General features: G+C 41.9%; 16 protein-coding genes. 1 reads left to right on the plus strand and 15 read right to left on the minus strand.

The window, feature by feature from the left end; translation table 11 throughout:
* Window positions 1-48 precede the first annotated feature (48 nt).
* Complete coding sequence (locus POV27_RS13455) at window positions 49-1,356, plus strand: phenylacetate--CoA ligase family protein (protein ID WP_272863306.1); 1,308 nt, start codon at window positions 49-51, stop codon at window positions 1,354-1,356.
* On the opposite strand, the gene POV27_RS13460 is transcribed toward POV27_RS13455, so the two are convergent.
* From POV27_RS13460 to rfbC, 15 genes are all read right to left on the minus strand, one after another.
* Window positions 1,357-2,160: a glycosyltransferase family 2 protein gene (locus tag POV27_RS13460; RefSeq protein ID WP_272863307.1), complete on the minus strand. Its 804-nt coding sequence runs from the start codon at window positions 2,158-2,160 to the stop codon at window positions 1,357-1,359.
* Window positions 2,129-3,475, minus strand: a complete 1,347-nt coding sequence (locus POV27_RS13465; protein ID WP_272863308.1) for an exopolysaccharide biosynthesis polyprenyl glycosylphosphotransferase — start codon at window positions 3,473-3,475, stop codon at window positions 2,129-2,131. The genes POV27_RS13460 and POV27_RS13465 overlap by 32 nt, the downstream gene beginning before the upstream one ends.
* Complete coding sequence (locus tag POV27_RS13470; protein ID WP_272863309.1) at window positions 3,475-4,479, minus strand: UDP-glucuronic acid decarboxylase family protein; 1,005 nt, start codon at window positions 4,477-4,479, stop codon at window positions 3,475-3,477. Before POV27_RS13470 ends, POV27_RS13465 begins: the two co-directional genes overlap by 1 nt.
* A gap of 12 nt (window positions 4,480-4,491) precedes the next feature.
* Window positions 4,492-5,793: a UDP-glucose dehydrogenase family protein gene (locus POV27_RS13475; RefSeq protein ID WP_272863310.1), complete on the minus strand. Its 1,302-nt coding sequence runs from the start codon at window positions 5,791-5,793 to the stop codon at window positions 4,492-4,494.
* Window positions 5,794-5,840: 47 nt separating this feature from the next.
* On the minus strand, window positions 5,841-7,061 hold the full coding sequence (locus tag POV27_RS13480) for an O-antigen ligase family protein (RefSeq protein WP_272863311.1): 1,221 nt from the start codon (window positions 7,059-7,061) through the stop codon (window positions 5,841-5,843).
* Window positions 7,062-7,125: 64 nt separating this feature from the next.
* Window positions 7,126-8,223, minus strand: coding sequence for a glycosyltransferase family 4 protein (locus POV27_RS13485; protein ID WP_272863312.1), 1,098 nt, complete (start codon window positions 8,221-8,223; stop codon window positions 7,126-7,128).
* Window positions 8,224-8,297: 74 nt separating this feature from the next.
* Window positions 8,298-9,551: an O-antigen ligase family protein gene (locus POV27_RS13490; protein WP_272863313.1), complete on the minus strand. Its 1,254-nt coding sequence runs from the start codon at window positions 9,549-9,551 to the stop codon at window positions 8,298-8,300.
* Window positions 9,538-10,638, minus strand: coding sequence for a DUF1972 domain-containing protein (locus POV27_RS13495; protein ID WP_272863314.1), 1,101 nt, complete (start codon window positions 10,636-10,638; stop codon window positions 9,538-9,540). The genes POV27_RS13490 and POV27_RS13495 overlap by 14 nt, the downstream gene beginning before the upstream one ends.
* Entirely contained in the window at window positions 10,601-11,866 is a 1,266-nt protein-coding gene (locus POV27_RS13500) for an O-antigen ligase family protein (protein WP_272863315.1), read from the minus strand. Before POV27_RS13500 ends, POV27_RS13495 begins: the two co-directional genes overlap by 38 nt.
* 3 nt (window positions 11,867-11,869) lie before the next feature.
* Window positions 11,870-12,559, minus strand: a complete 690-nt coding sequence (locus POV27_RS13505) for a sulfotransferase family 2 domain-containing protein (protein ID WP_272863316.1) — start codon at window positions 12,557-12,559, stop codon at window positions 11,870-11,872.
* 15 nt (window positions 12,560-12,574) lie between these two features.
* Complete coding sequence (locus POV27_RS13510) at window positions 12,575-13,489, minus strand: sulfotransferase family protein (RefSeq protein ID WP_272863317.1); 915 nt, start codon at window positions 13,487-13,489, stop codon at window positions 12,575-12,577.
* Window positions 13,489-14,799, minus strand: coding sequence for an MATE family efflux transporter (locus tag POV27_RS13515; RefSeq protein ID WP_272863318.1), 1,311 nt, complete (start codon window positions 14,797-14,799; stop codon window positions 13,489-13,491). The genes POV27_RS13510 and POV27_RS13515 overlap by 1 nt, the downstream gene beginning before the upstream one ends.
* 47 nt (window positions 14,800-14,846) lie before the next feature.
* Window positions 14,847-15,845, minus strand: coding sequence for a hypothetical protein (locus POV27_RS13520; RefSeq protein WP_272863319.1), 999 nt, complete (start codon window positions 15,843-15,845; stop codon window positions 14,847-14,849).
* A gap of 3 nt (window positions 15,846-15,848) precedes the next feature.
* Window positions 15,849-16,709, minus strand: coding sequence for a dTDP-4-dehydrorhamnose reductase (gene rfbD / locus POV27_RS13525; protein WP_272863320.1), 861 nt, complete (start codon window positions 16,707-16,709; stop codon window positions 15,849-15,851).
* Window positions 16,706-17,251, minus strand: a complete 546-nt coding sequence (gene rfbC / locus POV27_RS13530) for a dTDP-4-dehydrorhamnose 3,5-epimerase (RefSeq protein ID WP_272863321.1) — start codon at window positions 17,249-17,251, stop codon at window positions 16,706-16,708. The genes rfbD and rfbC overlap by 4 nt, the downstream gene beginning before the upstream one ends.
* Window position 17,252: the final 1 nt, after the last annotated feature.

Below are 17,252 nucleotides of genomic sequence, written 5' to 3' on the forward strand. Positions count from 1 at the left end.
GACTGCAAAAGTAATTGTTTGTAAATTGACCCCATAATCTTTTTTCTTTTGAATTTGTTCGAAATTACGTTGCGGCTCAATGGTTTCCCCATACAGGATGCCAAAAGGAAACTGAAAGAAATTCAAGCCATTCCCGAAAACGAGTACCACGACTATATTGAAAAAAAGCGTAGCGAAATTGTAGATTTTCACTTTCGGCAGAATCCATTTTACCAGGAATTTTTGGGGAACAAGAAACCTGAACGCTGGGAGGATATTCCCGTCATGCAAAAGGCAGACCTGCAACGCCCGCTTTCTGATCGCCTTTCAAAAGGATATACACAAAAGAACTCGTACATCAACAAAACTTCAGGGTCGAGCGGGCACCCTTTTATCTTTGCAAAAGACAAATTTTCGCATGCGCTGTCTTGGGCGGAGTTCATGGATCGATACCAGTGGTTCGATATTGACCTCAACAAAAGTTTTCAGGCGCGATTTTATGGCATTCCGCTAGACACCTTAGGCTACCAAAAGGAACGACTAAAAGACCGTTTGAGCAGACGCTATCGGTTTCCCATTTTCGACCTTTCGGATAAGAAATTGGAAGGGGTATTACGTGCCTTCCGCAAAAAGAAGTTCGACTACATAAGTGGCTATACCAGCTCCATTGTTTTGTTTGCAAAATTCCTTCAGAAAAAGGGACTCATTCTCAAAGAAGTGTGTCCTTCCTTAACCAGTTGTTTGGTAACCAGTGAAATGCTTTTTGAAAGCGATAAAAAGTTATTGGAACAAACGTTTCAAATCCCGATTGTGAACGAATACGGAGCGAGCGAATTGGGATTGATCGGATTTACGAACAAACACGATGAATTCGTTGTGAACAGCGAAGCCTTATTAATAGAGGTCTTAGACGATAATGGAACAGTTGTTCCAAATGGAAGTCCTGGTCGAATTGTTATCACCTCCTTCTACAACAAGGCTCATCCTATGATTCGATATGATATTGGCGATACGGGCATTCTTTCCCGAGCCGGTTCACCCAAAAAACCTGTACTTCAGCAACTCATTGGGCGCACCAATGACATCGCTCAATTACCCAGTGGCAAAACAGTTCCTGGGCTTACCTTTTATTACGTAACCAAGAGTGTAATTGAAGACGATGGGAATGTAAAAGAGTTCGTTATAGAGCAAACAGCTATAGACGCTTTCAGAATTTACTATACGTCTGAAGAAGCCCTTACCGAAGACAAAGAAAAAATCATTGAAGAAGCCCTATACAAATATCTCGAATCGGGCCTTTCCCTTTCTTTTGAACGAGTGGCCGTATTGGATCGCAGCAATCGCGGGAAATTGAAGCAGTTTATTTCAAAATTATAACTACCACGTTTCAATCTGCTTGGGCCGTACCAAGAAATACTCCCAGAAGAATCGAAGCATACACAGGAAAGATTTCAAGCTGTTATAGTTTAAATACCTTCGGTAAAATTGATAGTTATACTTGACCAAATTCACCTTATTCGAGCTAATGGACCCTTTTCGCACGCGATAATACGCAAGGTCTTCCTGCAGTCCCAAAGCGGGACGACCGCTCTTTTTTATGGCTTCTAACCAAACGGCCCAATCCTGTCTTTTACGAATAGGCGGCGCCATTATTTTTCCAATCTCAGCGCATTTGTAGATACCCGTTAGGTTCCCGATATAGTTATTCGTGTGCTGTTTTTCATAGCTTAACTCAGGTAGTGCCTTTATCCTTTTGCTTAATGGATTGCCCTGCTCGTCCATGTGAACATAGCTGGTAAAGGATACAGCCACCCCTTTTTCCTGCATACTTTCTATCTGCTTTTCCAGTTTGGAGGGATGCCACCAATCGTCACTGTCTAAAAAGGCTATATAATTCCCCTTAGCGAGCTCTGTAGCGTGGTTTCGGGAATAAGCGGCGCCTTTATTCTCGGCATTCAAAATCAGCTTTATTCTAGCGTCTTTTTCGGCCCATGCTTTTACAATCGAGGTGGAAGTATCGGTAGACCCATCGTCTACAATGATCTGCTCCCAATTCTCGTAGGTTTGGTTAAGAACACTTTCTATGTTCTGGCCAATGAAAGCCTCTGCATTATACAGCGGGGTGATAATGGAAACAAGGGGTTGGGTATTAGTATGCTTTTTCTTCACCACGAAGGGCATTGTATATGGTTTGCACCACAATTTTTATATCCAAGAAAAGGGACCAGTTCTCCAAGTAGAAAATATCGTATTTCACACGGTTTATAATGTGATTATCGTCCTCCACTTCACCACGGTATCCACTCACCTGTGCCAATCCAGTAATTCCCGGTTTAATGAAGTGCCGTACCATGAACTTGTCAATGCGCTCAGCATACATATGGGTATGGCTTACCATGTGAGGACGCGGGCCTACGACGGACATTTCTCCCTTCAGCACATTGATGAACTGAGGTAGTTCGTCAATACTCGTTTTCCTGATAATCCTACCTACCCGGGTTACTCTTGGATCCCCTTTACGGATTTGGTGAAGGTGCGCTTCTGGATTGGGGCGCATGGACCTAAACTTGTAGCAGTAAAACTCCTTATAGTCCAATCCATTCCTTTTTTGTTTGAAGAATACCGGCCCTTTGGACTCCAACTTAATGATAATCGCCAAAACCGGGGTGAGCCAAGAGAGTATCCCAACGATAATGATCAGGGACAGCACAATGTCGAAGCTACGCTTTACAAACTTGTTGAAAGGTTCGTCTATAGGGATCTTTCTCAACGAGAGAATAGGCAGTACTCCATAATAAGTAAAATCAAGGCGCTTGGTATAGATTTCCTTATTGTCCGGCAAGAACTTCAGGATTTTAAGATTGTTGTCGGCATAATCGATAAGCTTCACTAAGCTATCGTTATCCAATTCTGCAACAGAGGAATAAATCTCATCAATGTTGTTTTCCGAAATATATTCGAAACATTCCTCCAAAGGCGTTACACTAATGTCGAACGTCTTTCGTAGCTGATAGCCATATTCGGTCCTGTTTTCGAAAAATGTGCGCAGCTGATCCGTCTTTTGGTTCAATCCTATAATCACCACCCTTCGAATGTTTCCTCCCCATAATCTGCGGTACTTTTTCAGTAAGAAGAAAATGGCCAATTTCACGGCAGAAATGCATCCCATTACCGAAATCGCGTAGTACAGAACCATCCATGGGTTCATGGGTTCTTTGTTATAAATTCCAAAAAACGTGAATACGATGAGCAGGAAATAAACCGTCTGCTTTCCTATTAAGCTGAGGAGATTACTCACATGGGTAAAGCGGTATATCTCATAGAAATGGGTGCGCAGTGCTGCAATGATCCAAGCCAGGGAAACGAAAATGACGTAGTTGAGAAAAGGGAAATTGGCGTCTAAAAAATAATACGCCAGGGCATGGATAAGTATAAGGTCGATACCATAGGTAATCGGCCTTAAAAATCCTGAATATCTCCCTGTTCTAAAAATCATTAACGTCTATTGTGTTTTGAGAAATCCTTATGCTCTTTTTTGAACAATTCTTCTTCGGTTAATCCTTTAAAATATTCGAAAGTCTTACGCATCCCTTCAGATCGTGGGGTTTTAACGTCCCACCCCAATATTTCCTTGGCTTTGGAAATATCTGGCTGTCGTTGTAATGGATCGTCTTGAGGAAGCGGTTTGAAAACAATTTTCTGATCCGTTTCCGTAAGCTTTATAATCTCCTCTGCAAAATCCAAAATGCTGATCTCATCCGGATTCCCAATGTTTATGGGCAGGGAATAATCGCTTAGCAATACCCTGAAAATCCCTTCTATCTGATCGTCGACATAACAAAAGGATCGCGTTTGTGATCCATCCCCAAAAACGGTTAAATCTTCCCCTCGCAATGCCTGTCCCATAAAGGCAGGTATTACGCGACCATCGTTCAAACGCATTCTTGGGCCATAGGTGTTGAAGATTCGAACGATACGCGTTTCCAATCCATGAAAGCGATGGTATGCCATGGTAATGGACTCCTGAAAACGCTTTGCTTCGTCATATACCCCTCGTGGACTAATTGTGTTCACATTTCCGTAGTACTCTTCGTTCTGAGGATGCACCAAAGGATCTCCGTAAACTTCAGAAGTTGAAGCAATAAGAATGCGCGCATTTTTTTCCTTGGCCAACCCTAACAGATTATGCGTTCCTAACGAACCTACTTTTAATGTCTGAATAGGAATCTTTAAGTAATCGATGGGGCTTGCTGGAGATGCAAAATGCAATATATAGTCCACCTTGCCGGGAACGTGTACAAATTTGGTTACATCGTGATGATAAAAAGTAAACTTCTCCAAACCGAAGAGATGCTCTATGTTCTTAAGCTCCCCCGTGATAAGATTATCCATCCCTATGACTTCACAGCCTTGGGCTATGAATTTATCACATAGGTGCGACCCCAAAAATCCAGCAGCTCCGGTAATTAGTATTCTTTTATTTTCTAGATGCGTTTCCAAATGCTTCTTGTTTTAGTTTCGACCGATGGATTGATATGTAAATCCTTCGCTCCGCATTTCCTCTACATTATATAGATTCCTACCATCGAAAATGGTGGGCTCATTCAATAACTCTTTCAATTTATTGAGATTGGGCGTACGAAAAATGCTCCATTCTGTACAGATAACCAAAGCATCTGCTCCGTCAAGGGCATCATACATGGAAGAAGCATAGATTAAACGCTCGCCAAATCTTTTCCTAATATTGGGCATGGCTTCTGGATCGAAAACTGTGAGTTCCACTCCAGCGCTTAATAGGGCTTCCATAATATCGATGGAAGGTGCTTCTCTAATATCATCGGTTTCGGGCTTAAACGCCAATCCCCAAATGGCCATTTTCTTTCCGCTAAGATCATTGCCAAAATGTTTATTTATTTTCGGAATTAGGGCCGTTTTTTGTGTCTTGTTAACGTTAATGACCGAGTTCAAAATCTGAAACTCATAATCCAATTCCCTTCCTGCCTTTCTTAGCGCTTTTACATCCTTAGGAAAGCACGATCCTCCATAGCCGATACCCGGGAATAAAAATCGTTTCCCAATTCTCGAATCCGTTCCCATACCAACGCGAACCTTATCCACATCGGCTCCCACCTTTTCGCAATAATTAGCGATTTCATTCATGAACGTGATCTTCGTAGCCAAGAATGAATTCGCTGCATACTTGGTTAGCTCAGCCGATTTTTCGTCCATGATGATCACGGGATTTCCGGAACGCACAAAAGGGGCATATAATTTTTGCATGAGTTTCGTAGCTCTCTCACTGCTAGAACCTACCACAATACGTTCGGGCTTAAGAAAGTCGTCTACCGCAAAACCTTCACGTAAGAACTCAGGGTTAGATACTACATCGAATTCGCAGGTGGCATTTTTAGCAATCACTTGGGTCACCTTTTCGGCAGTTCCCACAGGAACCGTACTCTTGTCCACGATTACCCTATACTCCTTTATTTTTTTGCCAATTTCATCGGCTACATTGAGCACATACGACAAGTCCGCCGAACCGTCTTCATCTTCCGGGGTGGGCAACGCTAGAAATATAATATCTCCATGCTCCAAACCTTCGTCCAATGAGGTAGTAAAGCGAAGCCTGCCAGCATTTATATTTCGATCGAAAAGAACGTCCAAGTGAGGTTCGTAGATGGGAACAATACCACTTCTCATCTTCGCCACTTTTTCGGCATCGATATCTACACATATCACTTCATTTCCGGTCTCTGCCAAACATGTTCCGGTTACCAAACCAACATATCCTGTTCCTATGACTGCTATTTTCATTTACTTACAATTTTTTAAACGCGGCAAAAATACAATTTGCCTAGCTTTTAGGGCTCATTTAGAGCCGTGTTTTCACTCTTTGCTTCAGCAATTAAGAGCATAATGAATATGAACCCAACATAGTAGGCCCCAATTTGTCTATGAAATAAGTTTTCTACCAGCGCAAAACTCACCAGGGTGAACAATAACGCCGTGGGTAAATACGCTTTTCGGTTTCGTACGAATAGAATGACTATGCTACCCAAGAAAAGCAACAAACCTATGGCCCCACAGGCCAAATAAAAATCGATAAATTGATTGTGCGTATTGTATTTTTGGGATAGAAACCACGCCTGTTTTCTTTCGTCCTCTACACTCGTCTCGTAACATAAAAGCATCTCTCGATTGGTTTGGGTGAACCCCTGTCCCTTTAGAAGTGTTCCCTCCATCTTAGAAACTTGATGGGCACAATCCCAAATAACTGCCCTGGGTTCTACCGCCAAAGTATTTTCTATAAGCCCGTCGTTGTGTTGGCTGCCCGAATAGAATATCTGATTTCGAAGGTCATTGTTCAAAATAAACGTAAGAATGATCGCCAGAAGGAAACCTCCGGTTACGAAGAACATTTGCGGCAAGCGTTTCTTTTTGTAGAAAAAGCTCAGTACAAATATGACCAGAAGCACGATGATCGAAATACGTGAAACAATCAACAGGACAAATAGTACATTCAGAATGATATTGGCCACGTAATAGGGGTTGTCCGGGTGATAGGTGTCTCTCATGGATTGATAGGATGCCAGGATACTGAGCACACACAAAAGCCCCAAATAAAGACGCTCCGTTAATAAGGCTTCGATGATGATGGCAGAATCCAAAAAGTTAAAGCTGTCCGACGCATTTACGACCATTACCAATTTAATCAAGGAGAACACTATCGCGGCTAAAGACGAAAAAATGACCGCCTTATAGATTTTTTTAAACCCATCTATGGGAATATACAGTACTACCAATCCTAAGGAAAGCAGTACTTTTTTCAAGACTACCCAATCTTCTTCCAGTCGCCCAAAAACAAGGGCATTCAACACCAAGTATCCCACAAAAACACCCAATAAAATAGTGGGCATTCGCTTTAAACGTAGTATATGGTTTTTGCGAACAATAAATGGAAAGAGAATCGCTAGGATTGCCAGTAATATGTTGGGAAGTGCCCTTAGGTAATTGTCGAATGGAATTGTAAAAAACAACAACAGGAACACATAGGGGTATATGGAAGCAAAAAGGATTCTCACAGGCTCATATATGAGTGAATAAAAGTAACAAAGAATCTGGAAGCATCCTATTTTCCAATACGATCTAGTTTTGTGCCTCGATGGCTTCGATCAATACTTCTGCGGAGCGAACCCAATGGTATCTTTCTTCTACTTTGTTTTTAATGTCCTCTAATGGATACGGTTCTCCCGTGAGGGTTGCTTGTATAGCACTTTCTATTTCTTGTTGATTATCGGGATCCACATGGTATGGGAAGAAATCGAATTCGGACATAGCGGTAGCCGAAGAGCAAATTACTGGTTTTTTGAATACGGCTCCTTCTAAAGGTGGAATCCCAAACCCTTCGGCAAAGGAAGGATACACAACCATTTCGCAGGCTGCATAAAAGTGTTTTAGGTCTGCATCCGAAATCCCCGAAAGACATACGAGATGATCCTTGAAAGTAGCTTGACTTTTCTCCAAAAAGGCATCCATTTCCGGATAATCTATATCATGCTTCCCTATAAAGACCAATTGATATCCTTGCTCATGGAGTTTTAGGTTTGCAAAGGCCTTTAAAATAGAAATGTGGTTTTTCCTGGGCTCTATACGGCTTACATAAAGCAAGTATTTGCTGCAATTGAACTTTTCTTTGATATAAGCCGAAGCATTTTCCGTATCATCCTGAATGGTTACCGCGTTGGGGGTTACATGTATGGATGATTCTGGAATCGCATAGTATTCATGGATTTTTTCCTTGGAATATTGTGAAACCGTCAGCAATACGTCGGCCTTTTTTGCAGACCTTTTAAACAGTTTGCCATTTATAAAGCGATATTTCTTCGGAAAATACGAGGCAAACCGTTCTTCTTCAAAAAGTATATCGTGCGTGGTCACTATATACTTACCCCGTTTTATAAGCGGGGAAACGTACTGAAAGTGGGCATAATCGATTTGATGTTTTCTTATAATCCTGGGAAACTCCGAGAGCAATCTACGATACTTGTTTCCCGAAGGAAGTTCAACGAATTGGGCGTTTTTGTAGTCTCCAAAAACCGCCTCTACATTCTTAATGTCCCAAGCAGCAAAGTAGAAGGTCCAATCCTTCCTAAGATCGAGCATGGCCCTGTACAGGCCCAACAAATAGGTGCGGGAGCCTTGAAATTTTCCATCGAAAACATGGGCGTCGATCAATATCCTCATAAGTGGTCCTTCCTTTATGTCGCAAAACTATGAAAAATGGGGGAAGCAGCCCTTTTTTAAAGAATTTGTGATCCTTATTCTGCTTCTTGGGAGGACTCTTCCATTTTTTTCTCGAGCGTATTCCCTAAGGGGATTTTCGCCATCATCCCATACAGCACCAAGAAATGAAGCATGCCTCGTTGTCTCCAGATATAGGATTCGGTAACAAATACCGAGGCCATAACGATGAGAAAAAAGAGTAGGAAAAGTTCGCGGGTGTTGAGATATCCTTTCAGCATAAAAAACAATAATAGAAGGATCCCAACAAAACCGAACACCCCTAATTCGGAAAAGGCCTGGATGTACTGATTGTGAAAATTGTACACATTGTACCCCCAATAGAGGTTGTAGTGATTCTGCTTTTCTACGATTTTCTCTTGGGAGGCATTGATTCCGAAACCGCTAAGAAAAGTATCGTTCTCATTGGCCATTTCGTAGAAAATACGGGCCTGAAACAATCGGATGGTGGTTCCTGTCCATGGATACACCCGATTGAATTCCTCACACGTAAGTACCTCTTTTACGTTGGAAGTAAACTCCTCTTCCATTCTTTGTTTCAATGGGCTAAATAAAAAGGCAACAACTGCACCAATGGCTACGACCCCTAAAATAAGTACCCGCTTTTTTGAAAAGAAACGCTTACTGATCCAAAATCCGATAAAGGCACACAGTAAGGTTACAATTACCATGTTTTTGGAGGAAAGCAAAAGTAGAAATACGAATAAGATTCCCGCTACCGCTACATTAAACCAGCTTCGTTTTGCATAAAAAGCCATGTATAAAAGACTTAAGGCCGTCATGCAGGAAACGTAAATGGCATTAAGCTCAAATACGGCAACAAGGCCATGATAAAACAGGTCCTCTCGGTTGCCATTCTGTATATATTTAAACGCAGCCACCGCAATAAAGAACAGTGCGAATAAAGCTATTCCAACAGCGAAACGATATAGCACTTTTTTCCAGATATCTTTGGATAGGGTCGGCATGAAAAGAAAGGCCAGTGGCAGGATTAGGAAAGGGAGTTGTCGTTCCAATCCACGCATGGATTTATCTACATTTTCGCTCCATAGGAGGGAACAAACCATTAAGAGGAACAAGCCAAAGGGAGCCCAATACGCTTTCTTCCAAACTACTTTTTTGTGGATTAAAAAAGAAAAGAAAGCAAGGCTGCCCAACACAATGGTTGTAATAGAACTGAATGCATAAGGTAAAGGAAGGCTAATTAGCAAGGCTGCCAATAAATAACCGTGGGTGTCTTCAGAAAGAAGCAGTTCCTTAATCCTTTGCATAGACTTCTTCGAAAAAATTCAAGTACTTATTGTTGATGATGTCCCATGCGAAAAGGTTGCTTATTTTATCCGAATTATTGCATAAAAAGGACTTGTGGGTCGACTTGTCGTTTATGGAATCGATATATCCTGCCACCTCATCGGAGTTCGTAAAATAAAAAGCATCCTCCTCCAAAATTTTCCCATTAAACTCATTCTTATGGGCAATGATGAGTGCATTGCTCGCCATGGCTTCCAACAAGGATGGATTCGTACCCCCAACACTGTGTCCATGGAAGTAAAGATTGGAGTAATACCGAAGATTGTTCAAATGATCAAAGTTGTAGATCCCACCCAAAAACTTGATATGTTCCACCTCTTTGAACTTTTGAGTGAGGTGTTTCCCAAAAGCATTGGTGTCGTGCTTTCCAATCACCAAAAATGGTGTTTTCTGCTTTGCCTTTGCCACTCCATCCAAAATGGTTTCAATATTGTTCTCAGGCTCCATACGGGCAATGAGCATATTGTAGCCTCCCGTTTCGAGTCCATATTCTTTTAACACATCTACATTGGGGTTTTCGAACTTTTCGGCACCATAGGCGATATATCTCGACTCCCTTTTGTACGTTTTCTCCAAATAATTTTGAATCCCAATGGAGTCGGCTATAAGATAATCGCTGCTTTTAACGGCCCATTTCTCTGCATGTTTCAGGAAATGCCGAACTGCTTTGCTGTATTTGGAACGCTTCCATTCCAAACCATCCATGTTTGTGATGATCAAAGGTTTTTTGGGTAGTAATTTGTACCAAACAGAATTACTGGTATACCCCAATTGCAATAGGATGTCGAAGTTCCTTTTCTTGGCGTCTAAAATACAGTTAAGGTCGTAGATAAATTGTCCCGCTGTTCCTATCTTCTCCTCGGGATCGTTACAGTGAATAATGTGGGCGCCCATGAACGTTTTTTCCTGGTAGGGATGTGAGTGCGAAGAATACACATATACCTCATGCCCCTTTTCGGCTAGAAAAGCTGCAAAAAACTCGGCAAATTGCTCGAAACCGCCATGATAGTTAGGAATTCCCCTCGTCCCTAATATTCCTATTTTCAAAATCGCTAAACTGTTTTAGGGCCAAAATGCCACCAATTAAAAATGTTGCCATGTCGTATGGCTTAAATATTCCCGTCACCACCAAACTGGAGGCAAAGATATAAAAGGAGCACGCTACCAGTAAACGATTAAACGATACCCTATTCCTTTCTATCTGTCTGTTATAATACTGCATGTACAGCATACCAATCATGGATAAGTACACCAGCAAGCCTATGAGGCCCGTTTTCATATAGACGTAGGCAACACCATTATGCACCGTAGGAAGGTGTCTAATCTCCTCTCCCTGTAGCATGATATCGAACCCTACATCTACCGTAGAGCCAAACCCTTTTCCTGTAAGCCACGACTTTTCCTCGTTCACTTCGTTCCATACCAAACTGGCTTCATAGGCACGCCACCTGGGCCACAATTCCCTTCGGTCCAATTTGTTCTTGTCAAATTTAATGGGCTCCAAGGTTTCGGTATAGGAGTTCTTCATTTTGGTTAAGAACGTACTAATAAGGGTGGGGTTCTTGGTTTCGGAAGGTTCATACTGACTTAAAAACAGAATGAACAATCCTCCTGTCACCAGCATCCCGAATAAAGCTACAGCTCCCCTTGCATTCAGTTTTAGGTATCCGTAATACGCCAATACCATTAAAACGAGCACAATCATCATGGTTCGGGAGAAATACAAAAGGAAAGATACCGCCAAAAGAATAACAAAGAATTGGTACAGCACCTTAAACCGCGTTTTCTTCACGGGAAGTCCCCGTACGCAGATAATGGCAAAGAGTGCCAACATCTCCACGTGATTGAAACGACCAAACTTATTCCTGAACTTATCCACACCAGGTTTCATCCCGATGATTTCCACCCCGATATGGACCATATGAATAAGGGCGAAAGAAAAACCGGCCAATACAACAATGTTGAAGAAGTCTGTCTTTTTCTCTAGGTTCTTTACCGAGAAATATACGGCCAACAAAATGGTAATGGGGCGTAGGAAATACACGAAATCCTTGACGAAATCGTAGACGCCACCATCGAACGTGAACAGGCTTAAAAAGCCAATGCACATTAAACCAAAGAGTATGGATGTAATGGTAAAAACCTCCTTCGAAAACCGGCTGCCAAAATTGAACAACAAAACCCCAGCCGAAACCAAAAAGGAGATTTCGAGGTTCTCTGTCCATAGTGCTACAATGAGCAATACAATTCCTGTTCTAATGAGGTTCTGACTCATGATTTATCTTTTGTATCCGAAGGGTTCAAAATCCTTCTGGTACAATTCGTATACTTTATCCTTTATTTCTTGTGTAAAAACGGCATCAAATTGCTGTTTCTTGGCGTTCAACTTAAAATATCTCCACAAATAAGGAGTACGTACCAAGTGACCTACGGCCCGATTCCACTCCCCCTTAGATTTGTTTACATGGGGGAGGGTTGCGCCTTTAAGCCCACAAATCTCTTTTACTTTTTCGATATCTTCCTTTATCGTCTCCAGCCTTCCCAAATAATCTACCATAAGCTCGCCCTTTTCACTGTATAAATAATCATACTGCGACTTAAAAAAGAAGTCATTTTCCTTCAGTTTTCGAGGCAATACATGGTTTACAAAACTCCTAAAACTAATGATCTTGGAATACCCCAGAAAGTTATAAAAAGAAAATGCCCTTTTATAAGGATCCCGTACAAAGGAGAATTTGAAATAATCCTTGAAACGGGCTTCGTCTATATAGTTTAACTTCACATATTCTGAAGCTGTAAGATGGGCCAAGCGAAAAGGCCCTTCTTCGTTCGGTTCTTTCTTCCTTAATAGCAAACTTGCCCTTGTATCCCAGTTAAGCCCTAGTTCGTTTAGGAACATGGTCTCTATGCTCTGACCGGCCACCTTGGGCACATGAACAAAAATTACTTTATGCTGTTTGCTAATCATGCTTTCTCTTCCTGTTTATTTTGAATTATATCCCCATTTCTCTTGCAATGGAATGCTCGTCAATTCCTCCAGCTTTCGTACATCTTCGGCAAAATAATCCATCAATTCTTCCCTAAGTCCAGCATCTAATGTTATGTCCATTTCCTCGCTGGTAAAAAGTTTCCGTTTTGTCCAGTCCCTCAATCTGCTTGGCAGGATGGATTTTATGGTATCTTTTATAAAGCGGCCTCTCAAAAAATTGAGCAAACCTATGTTTTTATACGCCACTTTTTGGTTGTGTTGAATCGTATGATCCACGTGGAACGCGTCATCAATCTTCAGAAAGTGAAATAATTCCTTTAACGTTGCATCCTTATCTCGAGTCCAATCTTCAAAAATGAGCAATTTAATGCGATCCTTTGGAAAGACGTCAAAGTAACTTTTCACAGCCTCGAAATAGGTGCTCCATTCCAAATACAAATTACCTCCTCCCCAAACGCGATCCAAAGGTGCCTTTAAAGCCTTTGCGAAATCAGGTTCACGGTCATATCCCACTCCATAATTCATTACAAAATGACTAAAGGCCCTATCTACAGGGTTTCGCAAGGTAATGATGATCCTCGCTTCTGGATTGTGGTCATAAATGCGCTGTGCCGTTTCCGTTCCCCATAAATAGGATGGGCTCACGTCACCCTTTATTTGATCGGGTCTCGTTTCCGAAAAAAGATCTCGGTATACATCGAACGATTTAATGATCTTGGTGTGGTAGCTTTCTCCCTTTTTGGGCGCTTTATAATCGGAATGGTCGTTGGATTCTACCTGCGAAAAGTGGTTGAGTTCCTTTACGTCCGATAGGAATACCTCTGGGTGCTGTCCCAAATAATTGTGCAGGGATGTTGTACCGCTTCTGGCGGCCCCCACAACAAAAAAATCTACAGCAAACGATTCCATCACAGACTTAAAAAGGTTTTAACACGATCCGTTCTATATACATATATAACGGCTACTGTATTCCAAAGGACCATACTCACCGAAGTAGCTACCGCAGCACCTATCATTCCATGTATCGGGATGAGTATGTAGTTAAGCACAATATTGATAACCAAGGCCGAAATAAGAATGATCTGAAATTTCTTTTGCTTTCCCGTCATATTGAGATACACCCCAATAGAACCGCAAAATGTATTGATAATTTGCCCTCCCAATAATATGATCAGGGCTACATTGGCCGCCGAATACCCGTCTCCGAAAAATTCGAGAACATAGGAAGAGAACAACGCCAACACTAGGATTACGGGGGCCGTCATAAAGAAAATAAGTTGCGTGCCCCTTCGTATGGTGTTCTTCAGCTTATCCATGTGCTTGGAGGCGTAGAATTCGGCAATTTTGGGAGCGATAACGGCATTTACCGAAGACAACACTATAGATATGAGCAACGTAAGCTTTACTGCCACGCTGTAATAGGCTACGGTCTCGAAATCGGTGAAATAGGTAAGCATTAATACGTCCAAACTCTGCATCAAGAGAAATGACGCAGCACTTACCGCCATGGGCGCAGAACGTTTTAAAATATCTCGATAATTAATGGTTACAGACGCACCGGAATCCTTAAAGCGGGTTCGGGTAAAATACCATAAAACTGCAATAGAAGACAACAGCGACAACAGCACAAAGTTGAGCAGGAAAACATCTACCAAACGGCCCGTTTCTCCATTGGCAAAAATGTACCAAACGGCCCCAAAGAAGAAAATGTAGCGCAATACATTTCTAAAAATCTCAGAAACGTAAATTTTGTCCATTCCCCGAAAGGTGTCTATGTTGAGCATCGTGACTCCATAAAAAAACACGGCCAATAGGGTCTTGGTTACGTTGGATGAAAGATGAAAACCCGTAAGCTCGGATATGGCTTCAATTCGAAATAACTGACTTCCCAAGAGAATAAGCACTGAAAGCGCGAATACTATGAGAATCATCTGTGCATAGACCTTTTTTATGTATGAAAGGCGTTCCATAGAGGCCAAAAAACCGGAATAGTAAATCACGGAAGATTGCATCCCAAAAATGGCCAAGGTTCCCAGCACCAATAATAAAGAACGGCTAAAGTCGTACTCCCCCACTAAGGAAGCTGGGAAGTTTTGGGTAATTAATGTGGTAACTAAAAAAAAAAGGATGACACCCAGTACACGGAGTAGCAGCACATTGATGCTCCTGCCTACCACCGCAGACTTAAAAAAACCGAGCAACTTATTCTGAATATCCATACCCCTTTGCCGTGTGATCGCCTAAGGGCAATCGAAATCACCGGTGTTTAGCTATCTTGGTTCGAGAAATTTCTCAGAGATCGGAAGGTGTAGCGAATAAACGCAATACCCAAAAAGGCAAATACCAAAATAAGGGGAATAATCACCATATTGTTTTCCAATAGCGATCGCTCCTTTTTATATAGCGTAGGATGATTCATGTTTACCACAACCTGATCCAATTCTACCGCCTTCATTCTAAAAGCCTCGATCTCCTTCTCCAATTCATATTTAGTAGCCAATAGTTGAGCAACACTAAAGTTCTTATCTACCACGTAGATTTCATTCGAATTGGTAGGAAGGGATTCGTTGCGGTTGTAGGTGGCAATAACATCGTTTATTTGCTTGATGGTAGCCTTGTTGTTTTCAATACCATCGCTCAACGTCTTTTGATACTCGTTCTTGTAGTCCGTAAGATATTCGCTATTGTTAATGTAGGACACCAGTGTATCTACAACACTGTTTTTCGTAGAATCGGTCACTACAATTTTAAGCTTGTGGTATCTGTATTGTCCCGTAAACGTTTCGGAAATCTGAGTGATTTCACCGTCTTCTTCAAATTCGAATTCTACATAGCGAAGGATCCCGTCGTAGGTGGGCTCGTTGGGCTCGTACCCTTCTACCAAGTCCCGTAGGTTAATCACTGGTTCTATGGTCATCTCGCCCATTTCGGCAAATACCGTAGGAATCCCTTCTTCCTTGAAGAATTTTTTCTTGGTCTCTCTTTTCTCGGTGATTTTCGCATTCAGGGATTCTATAACACTATATACATAATCTGCCGATTTGAAGTTGGCCTTCAACAAGATCTCGGCCTCTTTCACATCGTTTTTAAGCGTATTTAGAAAGTATCCTCCACCTACTCCAACGAGTATGAGGATAAGCAATAACACCCATTTTTTGATAATAAAATCATATGCCTTAAAGCACTCCCTAAAAAACCCTTTAAGCTTCTTTAAGAATGCATTGAGCACATAAAAAATATCAATTTCTTCTTTGTTCTGATCCATGGGTCAAACACTTTTTTGATTGTCAATTAAAATTTTCAACGACTCCTGCCAATCCAATCGGGGGGTATTGAAATGGTTATAAAACTTTTCCTTGCTCAACACACTATAGGCCGGTCTGGCTGCAAAAGTACGGTAATGGTCGGTTTTTTCAAGTGATACGGCTTCTAATTTTCCCGTATGCTCGAATATGGCCTTGGCAAAATCGAACCAAGTGGCTGCTCCTTCATTGCTGAAATGATATATTCCGTAGGCTTCACTACCAGAAGCTATAATACTCAGCGCAGCATACGCCAAATCATTGGCATTGGTAGGGGTTCCCAGCTGTTCGGTGGTAATGCTTAAATCCCGGCCTTCATCCGCAAACCGAAGCATAGAGTTAAAAAAGTTGTGCCCGTACTGTGAATACAGCCACGAAGTTCTCATTATGAAATGTCTTGTACATTTTTCCTGAATCCATTCTTCCCCCTTCAGTTTCGAAGCGCCATAAACACTAATCGCGTGGGTTTCGTCGGTTTCCACATAGGGAGATCGCTTGGTACCATCGAACACATAGTCAGTAGAAATATGGATGAGCGTTATTTCTCTTTCCTCACAGGCTTCAGCGATGTTCTTAGCACCTTCGGCATTCACCAAATAGGCACTTTCCTCTTCACTTTCGGCCTTCTCCACATTGGTATAGGCCGCAGCATTGATACAATACTGAAACGTTTCGGTTGCAAACAACGCATCGATAGAAGCCTTATTGGTAACGTCCAACTGCCCTCGATTCACAAATACAAAGTCGTAATTATCGAAATCCTTGGAGGCATCCCTAAGGCATTTTCCCAATTGTCCGTCTGCGCCTGTTACCAGTATTTTGCTCATTGAATTGCTTCCTCAAAAGTGGGAAGTTGTAGGTCTTTTTCTGAAACTAATAAATCTTCCTTGGCAAGATGCCAATCGATACACAGGGTTGCGTCGTTATAAATGATCCCTCCTTCACTTTCTTTGTGATAAAAATTATCGCATTTATAGGAGAAAACGGACTTCTCGGAAAGAGTGATGAATCCATGGGCAAATCCACGTGGAACAAAGAGCTGAAGATGGTTTTTCTCACTTAAAATAATGGAGTAGTACTTCCCAAAGGTTTCAGAATCCTTCCGAAGGTCGACCACGACATCCATAACTTCTCCTTTAATGACCCTTACCAGTTTTGCCTGCGCCATTTCCCCGGTCTGAAAGTGTAGACCGCGAAGTACCCCTTTGGAAGAAACCGACTGATTGTCCTGAACGAAATCCACATCCAATCCAGTGGCTTCCCTGAAGGTTTTTTGATTGAATGTTTCACAAAAAAAGCCCCGATCATCGTAAAACACCCTTGGTTTTACCACGAAGCAGTCCTTAAGAGGGGTTTGGGTAACTTCCACT

The organism is Aureisphaera galaxeae (assembly GCF_028561275.1).
Classification (GTDB): Bacteria; Bacteroidota; Bacteroidia; order Flavobacteriales; family Flavobacteriaceae; genus Aureisphaera; species Aureisphaera galaxeae.

Excerpts from the sequence above, each read along its gene's own strand:
- POV27_RS13460 (WP_272863307.1), bottom strand. The coding sequence starts at position 2,160 with ATGCCCTTCGTGGTGAAGAAAAAGCATACTAATACCCAACCCCTTGTT.
- POV27_RS13465 (WP_272863308.1), bottom strand. The coding sequence starts at position 3,475 with ATGATTTTTAGAACAGGGAGATATTCAGGATTTTTAAGGCCGATTACC.
- POV27_RS13475 (WP_272863310.1), bottom strand. The coding sequence starts at position 5,793 with ATGAAAATAGCAGTCATAGGAACAGGATATGTTGGTTTGGTAACCGGA.
- POV27_RS13485 (WP_272863312.1), bottom strand. The coding sequence starts at position 8,223 with ATGAGGATATTGATCGACGCCCATGTTTTCGATGGAAAATTTCAAGGC.
- POV27_RS13490 (WP_272863313.1), bottom strand. The coding sequence starts at position 9,551 with ATGCAAAGGATTAAGGAACTGCTTCTTTCTGAAGACACCCACGGTTAT.
- POV27_RS13500 (WP_272863315.1), bottom strand. The coding sequence starts at position 11,866 with ATGAGTCAGAACCTCATTAGAACAGGAATTGTATTGCTCATTGTAGCA.
- POV27_RS13505 (WP_272863316.1), bottom strand. The coding sequence starts at position 12,559 with ATGATTAGCAAACAGCATAAAGTAATTTTTGTTCATGTGCCCAAGGTG.
- POV27_RS13510 (WP_272863317.1), bottom strand. The coding sequence starts at position 13,489 with ATGGAATCGTTTGCTGTAGATTTTTTTGTTGTGGGGGCCGCCAGAAGC.
- POV27_RS13515 (WP_272863318.1), bottom strand. The coding sequence starts at position 14,799 with ATGGATATTCAGAATAAGTTGCTCGGTTTTTTTAAGTCTGCGGTGGTA.
- POV27_RS13520 (WP_272863319.1), bottom strand. The coding sequence starts at position 15,845 with ATGGATCAGAACAAAGAAGAAATTGATATTTTTTATGTGCTCAATGCA.
- rfbD (WP_272863320.1), bottom strand. The coding sequence starts at position 16,709 with ATGAGCAAAATACTGGTAACAGGCGCAGACGGACAATTGGGAAAATGC.